The organism is Accumulibacter sp., assembly GCF_016789985.1.
In the GTDB taxonomy this organism is placed as follows: Bacteria; Pseudomonadota; Gammaproteobacteria; order Burkholderiales; family Rhodocyclaceae; genus Accumulibacter.
This window is the reverse complement of the sequence record NZ_JAEUOL010000113.1, coordinates 1-15,987: the sequence shown is the minus strand read 5'-3', so window position 1 is coordinate 15,987 and position 15,987 is coordinate 1. Positions and strand designations below refer to the sequence as shown.

The window sequence follows — 15,987 nt, the reverse complement described above, 5'->3', positions numbered from 1 at the left end:
CTGCAGGATTGTCTGTCGAGCGTCGAGCGCTGCCGCAAGCCGGTGCTGGCGGCAATTCAGGGAGCCTGCATCGGCGGCGCGGTCGATCTGGTGACCTGCTGCGACATGCGATACGTGGCGGCCGATGCACAGTTCTCGGTGCGCGAAATCGACGTCGGCATGACGGCCGATGTCGGAACCCTGCAACGCCTGCCCCGGCTGGTGCCCGACGGGATCGCACGCGAACTGGCCTACACCGGACGCAGCGTCGATGCTGCCGAGGCCAGGCAGATCGGACTGGCCAACCAGGTCTTCGCGACCCCCGAGGCGCTGCTGCAGGGGGTGCGCGCGATCGCCCGGACGATCGCCGGCAAGTCGCCGCTGGCCATTCGGGGGAGCAAGGAGATGTTGAACTACGGGCGCGATCATTCGGTGACCGACGGGCTGAACTATATCGCCACCTGGAATGCGGCGATGCTGATGTCGGCCGATCTCGAGGAATCGATGGCCGCCCTGCGCGAACGGCGTCCACCGCGCTTTCTCGACTGAGCCGCCGGCCGTGGGCACCTTCCTGCGACACGTCGAGCTGGCGGCCCCGTTGTTCGTCCTGGTGCTCGCCGGCTACCTGCTGATGCGCGCCTGCGGCTGGTCGAAAGCGATGTCGGAGAACCTGTCGCGCTTCGTCTTTTCGGTGGCCCTGCCGGCGTTGCTGTTCCGCCTGATGAGCGACCTTTCGCGCTTGCCGCCGGTGGACGCGCGCCTGCTGCTCGCCTTCTTCGGCGGCTGCCTGATCGTCTTCGTGATCGGCCGCCTGGTCGCCCGGCAGTTGTTCGCGCTCGATGGCGTCGGGCAGTCGGTTTTTGCACTCGGCGGGGTATTCTCGAACAATGTGCTGCTCGGTCTGCCGCTTGCCCGGGTGACGCTGGGCGACGCGGCGCTGCCGGCGGTGGCACTGGTGCTGGTGTTCAATGCGCTCATCCTGTGGACGCTGTTGACGGTGTCGGTCGAGTGGGCGCGGCATGGCAGCTTCTCGCTGCGCGGTTTTGCCAGGACGGCGCGCGGTGTGCTGAGCAATCCGGTCGTGGCCGGTATCCTGTCGGGCAGCTTGTTCGGCCTGAGCGGTCTGCCGTTGCCGGATTTCGTCGCGTTGCCGCTGGGCATGCTCGGCCAGGCGGCGGCACCGATGGCGCTGCTCGTGCTCGGCATGGGGCTGGCCGAATACGGGGTGCTGGGCGGCTGGAAAATCAGCCTCGCGATCAGTTTCCTCAAACTGCTCGTGCAGCCGCTGGTGGTCTGGCTGCTGGCCCGCCTGATCGGCCTGCCACCGCTCGAGACGCAGGTGGTCGTGCTGCTCGCCTCGCTGGCGGTGGGCGCCAACGTCTATCTGATGTCGCGCCAGTTTCAGACGCTTGAAGGGCCGGTGGCGAGCAGCCTGGTACTGACGACCGCTCTGGCAGCATTGTCGACGCCTCTGGCGCTGACCCTGAGCGGCGCTTGAGTCGGCTGCCGGCTCAGTCGTGGCGGCGGCTGCCGGCAATGGCGCGCAGAAACTCGTTGCGCAACTGTGGCGAGCCTGCAAACTCGCCGCTGAACGACTGGGTGATCACCCGCTCATCACCACGCCGATCTTCGCCGAGCAGCAGGCACAACTGTTCCGCCTCGACGACGCATGCCGCGCCGCGCGCCTTGCCGTATCGCATCAGCGCGTCGGCGATGTCGCGGGTCATCCACTCCTGATAGGTGAAACGATGGCCGATGGCGTCGACCAGGCGCGCGATGCGGCCGAAACCGTGCAGACGGCCGCCCGGCAGATAGGCGACGTGGGCCAGGCCGCGAAAGGGCACCAGATGGTGCGGGCAGACCCCATGCACCGCGATGCCACGCACGATCACCAGGTCGCTGCGTTGATCGGCGAAGCCGTCACCGAGTGCTGTTGCCGGATCGAGATCGTAACCGCCGAGCAGGCGGTGCTGCCACAGTTCGCGCACGCGCTGGGGCGTGCGCCCCATGTGTGCGGCGTCCGGGGCGATGCCGCAGGCGCTCAGGAGGTCGCCGATCGCACGTTCGAAGGCGGCGGCATCAAACGCCGTGTGGCGTGGAATGCCGAGTTCGCTGGCGGGTCGGGCAGAGTGGTCGGGGTGCGTGCAGTCGGACATCGCGAGTTTCCATTTTGCATTGCTGGAAAGTACATGATACACGTCGGTGCGCGTCTGCCCGACGGCGGCGCACCGCGTGGTGGATTCGCGACGCGCCGGCCGGGGAACGCGATTTCGCTCGATGCAGCGAGCCATGCAGCTCCGCGATGAGCGATAATGACCAACTTGAAACATCCGTCGGATGGCACCGTCGGGTGAACTGAGGACGCTGTCCTGGGTTGGGAAGGAAGTTGATGAAATGCGTTGATGATTTCCGTCTGCGGTTCGACAACAAGGAGCTGGTGCCGATCGTGATCGGCGGCATGGGGGTGGATATTTCGACCGCCGAACTGGCGCTCGAGGCGGCCCGGCTGGGTGGTGTCGGGCACATCTCCGATGCCATGGTGAATACGGTGGCCGACCGACGGTTCAACGCCAAGTTCGTCAAGGACAAACTGCGGCAGTACAAATTCAACGTCGCCAACTCCGACAAGTCGATCGTCCGCTTCGACCTCCGACAACTGGCCGAGGCGACCCACATGCACGTCGGCCGGACGATGGAGGCGAAGCGCGGCGACGGCCTGATTTTCGTCAACTGCATGGAGAAGCTGACGATGAACGCGCCGCGCGAAACCCTGCGCGTGCGCATGGCGGCGGCACTCGATGCCGGGATCGACGGCATCACGCTGGCCGCCGGCCTGCATCTCGGTTCCTTCGCGCTGATCGAGGATCACCCGCGCTTCCGCGATGCCAAGCTGGGAATCATCGTTTCCTCCTTGCGCGCCCTGCAACTGTTCCTGCGCAAGACGGCGCGCAGCAATCGCCTGCCCGACTATGTCGTGGTCGAAGGGCCGCTGGCTGGTGGTCACCTGGGTTTCGGCATGGACTGGGCGCAGTACGATCTGGCGACGATCTTTGCCGAGATTCATCGCTATCTGCAGGCCGAGCGACTGAACATCCCGCTGATCCCGGCCGGCGGCATCTTTACCGGCAGCGATGCCGCCTCCTTTCTCGACCAGGGTGCTGCCGCCGTCCAGGTGGCGACGCGCTTCACCGTATCGCGTGAGTGCGGTTTGCCGGAGGATGTCAAGCAACGTTATTTCGAGGCCAGCGAAGAGCAGATCGAGGTCAACCAGATTTCTCCCACTGGCTACCCGATGCGCATGCTGAGCAACAGCCCGGCGATCGGCGACGGGATTCGACCGAACTGCGAAGCCTACGGATACCTGCTCGACAGTAGTGGCAGTTGCTCCTACATCAACGCCTATAACCGCGAGGTGGCGGCGAACCCGGGCGTCAAGCGTATCTCGGTCAAGGACAAGACCTGCCTATGTACGCAGATGCGCAATTTCGACTGCTGGACCTGTGGCCACTATGCCTACCGCCTGAAGGATACGACGCGGCGCTTGCCGGACGGCAGCTACCAGTTGTTGAGCGCCGAGCACATTTTTCACGACTACCAGTTCAGCACCGAAGGCAACATCCGGATTCCCGACTAGTGCGCTGTCCACCAGACGACACAGCGCGTCCGACCTTGGTGAAGGGGGCTTAGCCGGTGCTCAGTTATCGCCATGCCTTTCATTCCGGCAACCACGCCGATGTTCTCAAACATGTGGTGCTGGTGCAGGTGATCCGCCATCTGGCACAAAAGGAGAAGCCGTTCTGGTACATTGACACGCATGCCGGGGCGGGTGGCTATGCCCTCGATTCGGCGCAGGCGACGAAGCTTGCCGAGTTCCGCGACGGGGTGGGCAGGTTGTGGGAGCGCAAGGATCTGCCGCCGGCAGTGAGCGATTACCTCAATCTGGTGCGCCAAGCCAATCCCGATGGCCGCCTGAAGCACTATCCGGGTTCACCCTCCTTCGCACTATGGACGATGCGCGCGCAGGATCGCCTGCGACTTTGTGAACTGCACAGCCGCGAGGTGCTGCGTCTGCGCGAGCGTTTTCAGGATTGCGGCAGACAGGTGGTGGTCGAAGAAGCGGATGGCTTTGCTGCGCTCAAGGCGCTGTTGCCACCTCCGCCGCGCCGTGCGTTGGTGCTGATCGACCCTTCCTACGAAGAGCGGCGTGACTACGAGCGCGTGCTGCAGTCTTTCAAGGATAGCCTGTCGCGTTTCCCCGGCGGCAGCTACCTGCTCTGGTACCCGCTGCTGACCAAGCTCGAAGCACACGAATTGCCGCCGCGCCTGAAGCGCTTGCCGGCCGGCAAATGGCTGCACGTCACCTTGCGCGTGCGAACGCCGGCCGGTGACGGTTTCGGGATGCACGGCAGCGGCCTGTTCGTGATCAATCCGCCGTGGACCCTGCCGGCCATCCTGCAGGAGGTGATGCCCTGGCTGACGCGGGTGCTGGGGGCAGATGCAGGAGCGGGTTTCACGCTCGAGAGCCAGGACTCCTGAAGCTTTCCGCGTTGCGGGCGAGGAGTCGGGACTCAGGATTCACTTCGTCCGGTGGCCACCGGGATTGGCGTCGGCGCGCTCTTGTGGTTCGATCCGTAGCTGATTCCGACCGGGTAGCGGGCTGCATTCTTGGCCAGCTTGGCATATGCGGCGTCCTCTAGATTGATGCCGGCTTGTTCGGCGATCAGCAGCAGGTAGATCAGGACATCGGCGCATTCGTCGCGCAGCGCCTCGAGCCCGGCGGCACTGTCGATCAGCAAGGCCATTTCGGTATCGCTTTTCCACTGCGTCAGTTCGAGCAACTCGCCGGCTTCGAGGTTGAGCGAGACGATGAGGTTGCGCAGGCTGTGGAACTGCGCCCAGTCGCGCTGGTCGCGAAATTCGATCAGCTGCGCGGTCAGTGCCGACAGGTCCATGGCGTCAGGCGAAGAAGCGCTGCCGGGCGGCTGCCGGCAGGTGCATGCCGGTGGCCTGGGCGCGGGCGAGCAGCTCCCAGTAATAGCGATACGAGGCCCGATCGTGCAGCAGGCCATGATGTTCGATCGGCCCCCAGTCGCAGTCCTGGGCGGCGAGCAGGATGGCAGCGGCCTGTTCGACCTCTGAAAAGTCGGGGCACATTGCCTCGAATATGGGAACGATCTGATTCGGGTGAATACTCCACATGCGCAGGTAGCCGAATTCGTTGCGCGCGCGCCGGGCATTCTCGCGGATGACGTCGATATCCCTCAGTTCGGTAGTGACGTTGTGCGACGGTATGACACCATTGGCCAGGGCGGCAGCCGAGATTTCGCATTTGGCCCGAACGACCAGCGGATGCTCGAACTGTCCCGGGCTCTTCATGGCCGATCCCGGGATGGCGCCGTGGTGGCTGCTGACGAAATCCATCAGGCCAAAATCGAGCGACTCGACCTCGGCAAGGGCGGCGATCTGCCACACGTCGCGCAGCGCGCCGTGTGTCTCGATGAGCACGTGTACCGGGATCGGTCTTGCCAGACCGGTCGCCACCGCGATCCGCCGCACGACGTTCAGTTGGGTGCGTACGTCCTCGGCGCCGCCCACCTTGGGGAGCGTCAGGAAGGCCAGCCGCCGGCCGGCCGCTGCGACGATGATCTCGATGTCCTGCTGCCAGGCGGGGTGGGCGATGTCGTGGATGCGGGCGCCAACCCGGTTGTACCGGTTGGCTTCGCTCATGATGATTGTGGCGACCAGCTCGGCGTGTTCGCGGTCAGCGCCGGCGGCGGCGCCATCCTCGCAGTCGCAGGTGAGGTCGAAGATCGGTCCGAGCTCGTGCTGCAACTGAAGTGCCTTGGACATCAGCTTTTCGGAACCCGCGTAATGGTCTACCGCGGGCATCATGGGAAAGGGTTTTTCGCCGGCGAACAGGACTTGGCTGGGATGGCGCATGGCATTTGGTGTGCGAGAGTCGGTGTCGGCAGGTATTCTAACGCGACGCGCCGGCAAGCTCGCAGCGAAAAAAAAAGCCGCGGACCTGCCGCGGCTCGAAGGCTTCAATGAGGAGCGAGGCCTACAGCATGTCCTTCACGGCATCCCGCTCGTCGGTCAGTTCCTTGAGCGTCTTGTTCAGCTTTTCACGCGAGTAGTCGTCGATCTCGAGTCCCTGGATGATCTTGAACGCGCCGCCCGTGCACTCGCACGGGAAGCCGAAGACGATACCGGCCGGGATGTCGTAGGAGCCGTCGGACGGGATGCCCATGGTTACCCACTCGCTTGAGCCGAGAACCCAGTCACGTATGTGATCGATGGCGGCATTGGCCGCCGAAGCCGCGGAGGAGAGGCCGCGCGCGTCGATGATTGCCGCGCCCCGCTTGCCGACGGTCGGCAGGAAGACATCGTTGTTCCACTCCGCGTCATTGATCAGTGCCTTGACGTTGTCGCCATTCGACGTGCAGTTGCGGTAGTCGGCATACATCGTCGGCGAGTGGTTGCCCCAGACGACAAGCTGTTTGAAGCTGGCGACCGGCCGGCCGGTCTTCGCGGCGAGTTGCGACAGTGCCCGGTTGTGGTCGAGGCGCAGCATGCCGTGATAGTTGTTCGGGTTGGTGCGGCCGACCTTGCGCGCCGCAGCGCCGGCGATCAGGGCATTGGTGTTGCAGGGGTTGCCGACGACCAGAACACGCACATCTTCCTTGGCATTTTCGGCGATGGCCTTGCCCTGAACGGTGAAGATGGCGCCGTTGGCGGTCAACAGGTCGGCACGCTCCATCCCGGGGCCACGTGGCCGCGCGCCGACCAGCAGGCAGACGTCGGCATCTTTGAAGGCGACGTTCGGGTCATCGGTGGCGAACATGTCGGCGAGCAGCGGGAAGGCACAGTCTTCGAGTTCCATCATCACGCCCTGGCAGGCCTTCTGGGCTTGCGGCAGGTCGAGTAGCTGGAGGATGACCGGTTGATCCTTGCCGAGCATTTCGCCGGAGGCAATCCGGAAAAGCAGGCTGTAACCAATCTGGCCGGCGGCGCCGGGGACCGCGACGCGCATGGGGGCTTTGGACATGATGCGGCTCCTGTCGTTAACAATTAGCAAGAAGTGAGCTGAAGACGATCGGCGTCGCCCCCGCGAGGTGTGCTCGGCAGTGGGCAGCAAATCGGGCGAATCATAATAGCCAAGTCTGCAGGGTGTCAAACATGTCTTATATTTTATATATAATACTTTTGGTCGGAACGGGATGGACGCGGGAGTCAAACTATGCTGAAATGACGCTCCATGAGCAGGCCGCCGTCATTGCATGCCCCTACTTTCAGTCCGCTGTACCGGCAGATCAAGGAATTGATCCTGCGTCATCTCGAGGCGGGTGACTGGGGGCCGGGAGACCCGATTCCGAGCGAGTCGGAACTCGCTGCCCGCTTCGGCGTCAGCCAGGGCACGGTGCGGAAGGCGATCGACGAGATGGCGGCCGAGAATCTGCTGGTGCGCCAGCAGGGCAAGGGTACTTTTGTTGCCACGCACAAGGATCCCGGGTCTTTTTTCCGCTTTCTCCGCCTGGTTCCCAATCAAGGCGAGCTGCAGGTTTCACAGAGCGTGCCGCTCGAGTGCTGGCGCGCCAAGGCCGGTGCCGATGTGGCGCGCATCCTGGCCCTCGAACCGGGCGCGCCGATCACCATCGTTCGCCGTCTGTTGAAGCTGGGTGATGAAGCGGTCGTCTTCGACGAGATCTATCTTCCCAGCGAACTGTTTCCCGACCTTTCGCTCGATGTGCTGAGGTCCGGCGAGTCGTTGTACAGCCTGTTCGAGACTCGTTATGGTGTTCGCATGATTCGGGCCGACGAGCGATTGCGAGCCATATCGGCGGACAGGGTGAGTGCGGACCTCCTGCAGGTCGCAGAAGGGAGCCCGCTGCTGCTGGTCGAGCGAGTGACTTTCACCTACGGCCAGAAGCCCGTCGAGTGGCGTCGCGGCTTCTATTCGACACGCAATTATCATTATCACAACGAGCTGGGATGAGAGCCCGCAGACGTTATGTGGGGCAAGTCAGTCACGCCCGGATGGGCTATAATCGGGCGTGGTATCGAGGGGTCGGGTGGTGTGCATTCGGCCGGATTACACATGAGGGATGACGTTCATGGCAGAGATGGCAATCAAGAAAAGGCGTCCAAAGAACTTGGACTTGCCGACCATCAGGCTACCGCTTCCGGGTATCCTGTCAATCATTCACCGGGTCAGTGGGGCGGCGCTTTTCCTGCTTCTACCGTTTCTCCTATGGCTGCTGCAGAGCAGCCTCACCTCGCCGGAGACCTTTGCCGGGGTCAGGGATGTGGTGGGTCATCCGCTGGTCAGGATCGTTCTGCTCGGCCTGATCTGGTTCTACATGCACCACTTCTGCGCCGGCATCCGCTATTTGCTGCTCGATCTGCACAAGGGGGTGGAACTCGAGGCGGCGCGCCTTTCGAGCAAGATCGTTTTCGTGGTCAGCATCGCCCTGACCCTGATCATCGGAGCTAAGGTGCTATGGTAAATCGCATTCTTGTCGGGGCACATTACGGCCTCAAGGACTGGGTCATCCAGCGCGCCACGGCTATCGTCATGGCCGTGTATACGGTCGTCTTCCTGGTTGTCGTCGGAGCTGTCGGGCCCGACTCCTTTGAGGCTTGGCGCGGAATTTTTGCCAACGGTTTCATGAGGTTCGCCACCTTCCTTTTCTTTGTCAGCCTGTTTTATCATGCCTGGATCGGTGTCCGGGACATCTGGATGGATTACATCAAGCCGGATGGCTTGCGTCTGCTGATGATGATTGCGACAGCGGCGGTGCTCGTCGGATACGCCGGCTGGGCAGTTCAGATTCTGTGGAGAATTTAAGTGAGCAAGCTATCCATTCCGGTACGTAAGTTCGATGCAGTGATCGTCGGCGCTGGCGGTTCGGGTTTGCGGGCGGCGATCCAGTTGTCGGAAGCAGGCCTCAAAACGGCCGTTCTGTCGAAGGTTTTTCCGACGCGTTCGCACACCGTGGCAGCGCAGGGCGGGGTGTCGGCCTCGCTCGGCAACTCCGAGGAAGACCACTGGCACTGGCACATGTACGACACGGTCAAAGGTTCCGACTGGCTCGGCGACCAGGATGCAATCGAGTACATGTGCCGCAAGGCGCCCGAGGTGGTGGTCGAACTCGAGCATTTCGGCATGCCGTTCGACCGCACCGACGAAGGCAAGATCTATCAGCGGCCATTCGGCGGACACATGTCCAACTTCGGCGAAAAGCCGGTTCGCCGCGCCTGTGCAGCAGCCGACCGTACCGGCCACGCCATGCTGCACGCGCTGTATCAGCGCAACGTGCGCGCCAATACGCAGTTCTTTGTCGAATGGATGGCGCTGGATCTGATCCGTGACCAGTCGGGTCAGGTGCTCGGGGTCATCGCGCTCGAAATGGAGACCGGCGAGGTTGTCGCTTTCCACGCCAAGGCCACGGTGTTCGCCACCGGCGGTGCTGGCCGCATCTTCTATTCGTCGACCAATGCCTTCATCAATACCGGCGACGGTCTCGGCATGGCGGCGCGCGCCGGCATCGCCCTTGAAGATATGGAGTTCTGGCAATTCCACCCGACCGGCGTCGCTGGAGCCGGGGTGCTGATCACCGAGGGCGTGCGCGGCGAAGGCGGCATCCTGCGTAACTCGACCAACGAGCGCTTCATGGAGCGCTACGCGCCGAATGCCAAGGATCTGGCCTCGCGCGACGTGGTGTCGCGGGCCATGGTCACCGAAATTAACGAGGGACGTGGTTGCGGACCGAACAAGGATTTCGTCCTGCTCGACATTACCCACCTTGACCCGGCGACGATCATGAAGCGCCTGCCGGGGATTCGCGAGATCTCGATCCAGTTCGCCGGTATCGACCCGATCAAGGCACCGATTCCGGTGGTGCCAACCTGTCACTACCAGATGGGCGGTGTGCCGACCAACTACAAGGGGCAGGTGGTCGGCGACGACGGCACGCCGGTACGCGGTTTCTATGCCGCTGGCGAGGTGGCCTGTGCTTCGGTGCATGGCGCCAACCGCCTGGGAACCAACTCGTTGCTCGACCTCCTGGTATTTGGTAAGGCTTCCGGTGATACCGTCATCGAAAATGTCCGCTCGGGCGAGATTGGCCTCAAGGAGCTGCCTGCCGATTTTGCCGACCGTACCATGGCACGCCTGAACCGTCTCAATACCCAGACCGGCGGCGCCAACGTCAACGAAACCCGTCTCGAACTGCAGCGCACGATGCAGAAGCATTGTGGTGTTTTCCGTTTCAACGACATGTTGATCGAGGGTGTGGCCAAGATTCTCGATATCGAAAAGGCGGTCGCGCGAACCGAGATCAAAGACAAGTCCCATGTCTGGAACACGGCGCGAGTCGAGGCTCTGGAACTGGACAACCTGATCGAAGTGGCCAAGGCGACGATGGTTTCCGCAGAGGCTCGCAAGGAGTCGCGTGGCGCGCACGTGCGTGACGATGCGCCGGACACCCCGGCCAATCCGAACGGGCGCGACGATGTCAACTGGCATAAACACACACTGTGGCATCGCGATGGCAATCGCCTCGGCTTCAAGCCGGTGATCATGAAGCCGCTGTCCGTCGAAACCATCGCGCTGAAGACGCGTTCCTACTGATCGCGCGCCAAGGAGTCAAAGATTATGGCCACCAGTACCATGCAGTTCAAGATTTACCGCTACGACCCCGACAAGGATAACGCGCCATACATGCAGGACGCGTCGGTCGAGGTCGATTTCGCCATCGACCGCAAGCTGCTCGATGTGCTCACCCGACTCAAGGCGAAGGATGACACCCTGTCATATAGGCGCTCGTGTCGTGAGGGCATCTGCGGTTCCGATGCCATGAACATCAACGGCAAGAACGGCCTGGCCTGCCTTACCGAGATCAAGGATCTCAAGCAGCCGGTCGTGCTGCGCCCCTTGCCGGGGTTGCCGGTGATCCGCGACCTGATCGTTGACATGACCCAGTTCTTCAAGCAGTACCACTCGATCAAGCCCTACCTGATCAATGAAGGGCCTCGTCCCGAACGCGAGCGACTGCAATCGCCCGAGGAGCGTGAAGAACTGAACGGTCTTTACGAGTGCATCCTCTGTGCCTGCTGTTCGACCTCATGCCCCTCGTTCTGGTGGAATCCCGACAAGTTCGTCGGTCCGGCCGGCCTGCTGAACGCTTACCGGTTCATCGCCGATACCCGTGATCAGGCGACCAACGAACGCCTGGATGACCTCGAGGATCCCTATCGTCTGTTCCGCTGCCATACCATCATGAATTGTGTCGATGTCTGTCCGAAGGGTCTCAACCCGACCCGCGCAATCGGCAAGATCAAGGAAATGATGGTTCGTCGCGCGATCTGATGGAGGAAAGGCAAAGGCTCAACCGCCTGCGCTGGCGTTGTACGCGTCGCGCGATGCTGGAGATGGATCTGCTGCTCGGTGAGTTTCTCGATCGCGTCTTCCCGACGTTGGCACCTGCGCAGGCTGATGCATTTGTCATTCTGGCCGACATGGAGGACTTGGAACTGTGGCCGCTGGTCAATGGCAGCCGCGAATGTACCGATCCGGTGCAGGCCGAAGTCGTTGCCTTGTTGCGCAACGTAAGAGTTAAGTAAGGAAGTTGCCATACTCTGACAGCTTCCTGTTCGTAGCTGTGACCTCAACACCTGAACGGGGATTAATACAATGACGACCGAACGTAAAGCAACTCTGATCATCGAAGGGCGGGCACCCGTCGAGTTTCCAATAATGACGCCTACCCATGGTAATGATTGCATCGACATTCGTACCCTGGGTGCCAAGACCGGTCTCTTCACCTACGATTCCGGCTACCTGTCGACGGCGAGTTGCCGCTCCACCGTGACCTTCATCGACGGCGACAAGGGCGAGTTGCTGTACCGCGGTTATCCGATCGAACAGCTCGCCGAGCAGTGCAACTTCCTGGAAGTGGCTTATCTCCTGTGGCATGGCGAGTTGCCTAATGCCGGCCAGAAGGCGAAGTTCGAAACCAACATCAAAGAGCACACGATGGTGCACGAGCAACTGGTGAAGTTCTACCAGGGCTTCCGTCGTGATGCGCACCCGATGGCCGTGCTGGTTGGTGTCGTCGGTGCCCTCTCGGCCTTTTATCATGAGGCCGAGGATTTCTCGGATCGTGAGCACCAGAACATCAGCTTCAACCGGATCGTTGCCAAACTGCCGACGATTGTCGCCATGGCTTACAAGTATCACCGCGGCGAGCCCTTCATGTACCCGCGCAACGATCTGGATTACACGGCAAACTTCATGCACATGATGTTCGCCAACCCGTGCGAACAGTACAAGCCGAACCCGGTCCTCGTGCATGCTCTCGACACCATCTTCACGCTGCATGCCGACCACGAGCAGAATGCCTCGACCTCGACAGTCCGCCTCTCCGGTTCTTCCGGCGCCAACCCTTATGCCTGCATCTCGGCCGGTATTGCCTGTCTGTGGGGTCCGGCGCACGGCGGTGCGAACGAAGCCTGCCTGCAGATGCTCGAGGAAATCCACGATGTGTCGCGGGTTGGCAAGTACATTGCGCGCGCGAAGGACAAGAACGACGACTTCAAGCTGATGGGCTTCGGTCACCGTGTCTACAAGAACTTCGATCCGCGTGCCAAACTGATGCGCAAGGTCTGCAACGATGTGCTGCAGGAGCTTGGTCTGGAAAACGACCGTCTTTTCAAGCTGGCAATGGAGCTTGAAAAGATTGCGCTCGAAGACGAGTACTTCATCGAGAAGAAGCTCTATCCGAACGTCGATTTCTATTCGGGTATCGTTCAGAAGGCGCTGGGCATCCCGACCACGATGTTCACCTGTATCTTTGCGTTGGCGCGTACGGTCGGCTGGATGACGCAGTGGGAAGAAATGATCAACGATCCGGAGTACAAGATCGGGCGCCCGCGCCAGCTCTATGTCGGTACAGCGAAGCGCGACGTAATCTCCGTAGACCAGCGCTAGGCCGACGGAGTCGAAAGGGCGGCAGGCATTAGCCGCCCTTTTTTAATGCTGTGGTCTTTGTCCCACAGGCTTTCTCAATACGAACCAGAACGGTGACGACAGGTAACTGCCATGATGAATCAGCTTTTTGGTAACTCCCTCCTCTTTGGCGGCAATGCACCCTTTGTCGAGGAGTTGTACGAGAATTACCTCGACAATCCTGGCTCCGTTTCCGAGCAGTGGCGCGAGTATTTCGACAAGCTGGCGCAACTTCCGGGTTACGTTGCGCGTGATGTTCCGCATTTGCCGGTGATCAATGCCTTTGCCGAGCAGGCGAGAAAGGGGGGTTATCGAGCTGCGGCAGTGGCGCCGGTGGACGACAGGAAACAGGTCGGCGTTCTGCAAATGATCACCTCCTATCGCTTCATTGGCGATCGCTGGGCAAATCTGGATCCGTTGAAGCGCATGTCCCGTCCGGATGTGCCACAGCTCGATCCGGCCTATTATGGGTTGTCCGATGCCGATCTGCGCACCGTGTTCAATGCCGGATCGTTCAAGGGAACCCCGGATCACGCCACCTTCGGCGAGATCTACGATGCTTTGAAGGCGACGTATTGCGGTTCGATCGGCGTCGAGTACATGTACATCAGTACGGTGGCCGAGAAGCGATGGATTCAGGATCGCCTCGAGCGCATCCATTCCAAGCCCAATTACACGGCCGAGGAACGCAAGCGGATGCTGGAAAGACTGACCGCCGCCGAGACTCTGGAGCGCTACCTCCATACCCGTTACGTCGGCCAGAAGCGCTTCTCGCTAGAGGGTGGCGAATCGACCATCGTGGCCATGGACGAGCTGATCCGGGTTGCCGGTACCGGCGGGGTGGATGAGATCGTCGTCGGCATGGCCCACCGTGGGCGGCTGAACGTACTGGTCAACACACTCGGCAAGGCGCCGGCGATGCTGTTCGAGGAGTTCGAGGGCAAGAAGGCCCAGGAACTGACGGCTGGTGACGTGAAATATCACATGGGCTACTCGTCCGACGTGTCGACTCCGGGAGGCCCCTGCCACCTGACGCTGGCCTTCAACCCGTCGCACCTAGAGATCGTCAATCCGGTGGTGGTGGGTTCGGTTTACTCCCGCCAACGTCGTCGTGGCACGGATGGCCAGAACAAGGTGCTTGCCGTGCTGATCCACGGCGATGCCGCGGTCGCCGGTCAGGGCGTCAACCAGGAAATGCTGAATTTTGCGCAGACCCGCGGCTATGGGGTGGGTGGCACGATACACGTCGTGGTGAACAACCAGATCGGCTTTACCACCTCGGATCCGCGCGATTACCGATCATCGCTCTACTGTACTGACATCTTCAAGATGGCCGAAGCGCCGATCTTCCATGTCAATGGCGATGATCCCGAGGCCGTGGCGCTGGTTACCGGTATCGCCGTCGACTACCGCAAAGCCTTCAAGAAGGACGTGGTGATCGACATCATCTGCTATCGCAAGCTCGGCCACAACGAGCAGGATGAGCCGATGGTCACGCAACCCCTGATGTACAAAAAGATCCAGCAGCATCCGGGTACACGCAAGCTGTACGCCGACAAGCTGGTTGCCGAAGGTGTTCTACCACCCGAAGGTCCGAACGAGATCATCGCCGACTACCGCGCTCACCTCGATCGCGGGGAGCTGCTCTACAACCCGGTGTTGGCTGGCTACAAGCACCCGATGACCATCGATTGGACGCCCTTCCTGTCGCCGAAGTACATTGAGAACTGCGACACCAAGGTGCCGCTGGTCGAGTTGCAGCGCTTGGCCGAACGACTGACTTCGGTTCCGGAGAATTTCACGCTGCACAGCCGTGTGAAGAAGATCATTGATGACCGTCGCCTGATGGGAGAAGGCCGGCTCCCGGTGGACTGGGGCATGGCCGAGAATCTCGCTTACGCGTCGTTGCTGGTCTCCGGTTACGGCGTTCGGGTTTCAGGCGAGGACGTCGGTCGCAGCACCTTCTTCCACCGTCACGCAGCATTGCACGATCAGAATCGCGAGCATTGGGATCGCGGCACCTATTACCCGCTCGCCCACTTGCAGGAGAGGCAGGGCGGTTTCCAGTGTTTCGACTCGGTGCTCTCCGAGGAAGCCGTACTGGCCTTCGAGTACGGTTACTCGACGGCCAACCCACACGAACTGGTGGTTTGGGAGGCGCAGTTCGGCGACTTTGCGAATGGCGCGCAGGTGGTCATCGACCAGTTCATCGCTGCTGGTGAAGCCAAGTGGGGTCGCGCCAGTGGCCTGGTGTTGCTGTTGCCGCACGGTTACGAGGGACAGGGGCCGGAGCATTCGTCGGCACGCATCGAGCGCTACATGCAGCTGTGCGCAGAGATGAACATGGAGGTCTGCCAGCCATCGACGCCGGCCCAGGTCTTCCACATGTTGCGCCGGCAGGCGGTGCGCAACCAGCGCAAGCCTCTGGTCGTCTTCTCGCCCAAGTCACTGCTCCGCCACAAGGACGCCACCTCGACGCTGGAAGAGCTGAGCGACGGCGAGTTTCAGCCGGTGATTGGCGAGGTGGAGCCGATCAACGCCAAGAAGGTGACGCGCGTGGTGTTCTGCTCGGGCAAGGTTTATTACGAGCTGATCGCGGCGCGCCACGAAAAGAAAGCCTCGCACGTGGCGATTGCCCGGCTTGAGCAGGTTTATCCCTTCCCGCAGGAGAAGTTCCAGGAAGAACTGGCCAAGTACCCAAAAGCGACCGAGGTCGTCTGGTGTCAGGAGGAGCCACGCAACCAGGGGGCCTGGTACTGGATCGCTTCGCGCCAGCACCTGTCGCGTTCGCTCAGCGACAAGCAGCATCTGCTGCTCGTCTCCCGCCCGGCGTCCGCCTCACCCGCGGTTGGCTACGCCAGCAAGCACAACGCCCAACAAAAGGCTCTGATCGACTCCGCCTTCGGTGAGATCGAGTACTACAAACTGCCCTAGAACGGAGAGAACATGATCATCGACGTCAAAGTTCCACAGCTTTCCGAGTCGGTCGCCGAAGCGAC

The 15,987-nt window shown here is 61.6% G+C and carries 16 protein-coding genes; 12 read left to right on the top strand and 4 right to left on the bottom strand.

What is annotated here, in order from left to right:
- A partial coding sequence (locus JNK99_RS06740) for an enoyl-CoA hydratase-related protein (protein ID WP_291850497.1) occupies positions 1-528 on the top strand: 528 nt, incomplete at its 5' end.
- Between the two features lie 10 nt (positions 529-538).
- Complete coding sequence (locus JNK99_RS06735; protein WP_291850494.1) at positions 539-1,477, top strand: AEC family transporter; 939 nt, start codon at positions 539-541, stop codon at positions 1,475-1,477.
- 13 nt (positions 1,478-1,490) lie between these two features.
- Here the strand turns inward: JNK99_RS06735 and folE are convergent, their stop codons facing one another.
- Complete coding sequence (gene folE / locus JNK99_RS06730) at positions 1,491-2,135, bottom strand: GTP cyclohydrolase I FolE (RefSeq protein ID WP_291850491.1); 645 nt, start codon at positions 2,133-2,135, stop codon at positions 1,491-1,493.
- A 233-nt stretch (positions 2,136-2,368) separates the two neighbouring features.
- On the opposite strand from folE, the gene JNK99_RS06725 reads away from it, so the two are divergent.
- Together JNK99_RS06725 and rlmJ are read left to right on the top strand one after the other, a co-directional pair.
- On the top strand, positions 2,369-3,613 hold the full coding sequence (locus JNK99_RS06725; RefSeq protein WP_291850488.1) for a nitronate monooxygenase: 1,245 nt from the start codon (positions 2,369-2,371) through the stop codon (positions 3,611-3,613).
- Positions 3,614-3,669: 56 nt separating this feature from the next.
- On the top strand, positions 3,670-4,515 hold the full coding sequence (gene rlmJ, locus JNK99_RS06720; RefSeq protein WP_291850485.1) for a 23S rRNA (adenine(2030)-N(6))-methyltransferase RlmJ: 846 nt from the start codon (positions 3,670-3,672) through the stop codon (positions 4,513-4,515).
- A gap of 32 nt (positions 4,516-4,547) precedes the next feature.
- Here the strand turns inward: rlmJ and JNK99_RS06715 are convergent, their stop codons facing one another.
- From JNK99_RS06715 to JNK99_RS06705, 3 genes are all read right to left on the bottom strand, one after another.
- Positions 4,548-4,931 carry a nucleotide pyrophosphohydrolase gene (locus tag JNK99_RS06715; RefSeq protein WP_291850482.1) on the bottom strand — a complete coding sequence of 128 codons (384 nt, stop codon included), beginning with the start codon at positions 4,929-4,931 and terminating at the stop codon, positions 4,548-4,550.
- Positions 4,932-4,935: 4 nt separating this feature from the next.
- A complete protein-coding gene (locus JNK99_RS06710) occupies positions 4,936-5,919 on the bottom strand; it encodes an aldolase/citrate lyase family protein (protein WP_291850479.1) in 984 nt (327 codons plus the stop codon).
- Between the two features lie 121 nt (positions 5,920-6,040).
- On the bottom strand, positions 6,041-7,027 hold the full coding sequence (locus JNK99_RS06705; RefSeq protein WP_291850476.1) for a malate dehydrogenase: 987 nt from the start codon (positions 7,025-7,027) through the stop codon (positions 6,041-6,043).
- A 210-nt stretch (positions 7,028-7,237) separates the two neighbouring features.
- Here JNK99_RS06705 and JNK99_RS06700 point away from each other — a divergent pair, with 210 nt between their 5' ends.
- The 8 genes from JNK99_RS06700 (at position 7,238) to JNK99_RS06665 (ending at position 15,922) form a co-directional block, all read left to right on the top strand.
- Complete coding sequence (locus JNK99_RS06700) at positions 7,238-7,975, top strand: GntR family transcriptional regulator (RefSeq protein WP_291850474.1); 738 nt, start codon at positions 7,238-7,240, stop codon at positions 7,973-7,975.
- Between the two features lie 118 nt (positions 7,976-8,093).
- Entirely contained in the window at positions 8,094-8,486 is a 393-nt protein-coding gene (gene sdhC, locus JNK99_RS06695) for a succinate dehydrogenase, cytochrome b556 subunit (RefSeq protein WP_291850471.1), read from the top strand.
- On the top strand, positions 8,480-8,827 hold the full coding sequence (sdhD, locus tag JNK99_RS06690) for a succinate dehydrogenase, hydrophobic membrane anchor protein (protein WP_291850468.1): 348 nt from the start codon (positions 8,480-8,482) through the stop codon (positions 8,825-8,827). Before sdhC ends, sdhD begins: the two co-directional genes overlap by 7 nt.
- Positions 8,828-10,612 (top strand): succinate dehydrogenase flavoprotein subunit, encoded by a 1,785-nt coding sequence (gene sdhA / locus JNK99_RS06685; RefSeq protein WP_291850465.1) that lies wholly within the window; start codon positions 8,828-8,830, stop codon positions 10,610-10,612. It begins immediately after the preceding gene.
- Positions 10,613-10,636: 24 nt separating this feature from the next.
- Entirely contained in the window at positions 10,637-11,350 is a 714-nt protein-coding gene (locus JNK99_RS06680; RefSeq protein WP_291850462.1) for a succinate dehydrogenase iron-sulfur subunit, read from the top strand.
- Complete coding sequence (locus tag JNK99_RS06675; RefSeq protein WP_291850459.1) at positions 11,350-11,604, top strand: succinate dehydrogenase assembly factor 2; 255 nt, start codon at positions 11,350-11,352, stop codon at positions 11,602-11,604. The genes JNK99_RS06680 and JNK99_RS06675 overlap by 1 nt, the downstream gene beginning before the upstream one ends.
- 70 nt (positions 11,605-11,674) lie before the next feature.
- Positions 11,675-12,970, top strand: a complete 1,296-nt coding sequence (gltA, locus tag JNK99_RS06670) for a citrate synthase (RefSeq protein ID WP_291850455.1) — start codon at positions 11,675-11,677, stop codon at positions 12,968-12,970.
- 111 nt (positions 12,971-13,081) lie between these two features.
- Entirely contained in the window at positions 13,082-15,922 is a 2,841-nt protein-coding gene (locus JNK99_RS06665) for a 2-oxoglutarate dehydrogenase E1 component (protein WP_291850452.1), read from the top strand.
- Positions 15,923-15,987 lie beyond the last annotated feature (65 nt).

Bases quoted from the DNA above. Each gene is read 5' to 3' on its own strand.
- folE (WP_291850491.1), bottom strand. From the start codon at position 2,135: ATGTCCGACTGCACGCACCCCGACCACTCTGCCCGACCCGCCAGCGAA.
- JNK99_RS06725 (WP_291850488.1), top strand. From the start codon at position 2,369: ATGAAATGCGTTGATGATTTCCGTCTGCGGTTCGACAACAAGGAGCTG.
- JNK99_RS06715 (WP_291850482.1), bottom strand. From the start codon at position 4,931: ATGGACCTGTCGGCACTGACCGCGCAGCTGATCGAATTTCGCGACCAG.
- JNK99_RS06710 (WP_291850479.1), bottom strand. From the start codon at position 5,919: ATGCGCCATCCCAGCCAAGTCCTGTTCGCCGGCGAAAAACCCTTTCCC.
- JNK99_RS06705 (WP_291850476.1), bottom strand. From the start codon at position 7,027: ATGTCCAAAGCCCCCATGCGCGTCGCGGTCCCCGGCGCCGCCGGCCAG.
- JNK99_RS06700 (WP_291850474.1), top strand. From the start codon at position 7,238: ATGAGCAGGCCGCCGTCATTGCATGCCCCTACTTTCAGTCCGCTGTAC.
- sdhC (WP_291850471.1), top strand. From the start codon at position 8,094: ATGGCAGAGATGGCAATCAAGAAAAGGCGTCCAAAGAACTTGGACTTG.
- sdhD (WP_291850468.1), top strand. From the start codon at position 8,480: ATGGTAAATCGCATTCTTGTCGGGGCACATTACGGCCTCAAGGACTGG.
- JNK99_RS06680 (WP_291850462.1), top strand. From the start codon at position 10,637: ATGGCCACCAGTACCATGCAGTTCAAGATTTACCGCTACGACCCCGAC.
- JNK99_RS06675 (WP_291850459.1), top strand. From the start codon at position 11,350: ATGGAGGAAAGGCAAAGGCTCAACCGCCTGCGCTGGCGTTGTACGCGT.
- gltA (WP_291850455.1), top strand. From the start codon at position 11,675: ATGACGACCGAACGTAAAGCAACTCTGATCATCGAAGGGCGGGCACCC.
- JNK99_RS06665 (WP_291850452.1), top strand. From the start codon at position 13,082: ATGATGAATCAGCTTTTTGGTAACTCCCTCCTCTTTGGCGGCAATGCA.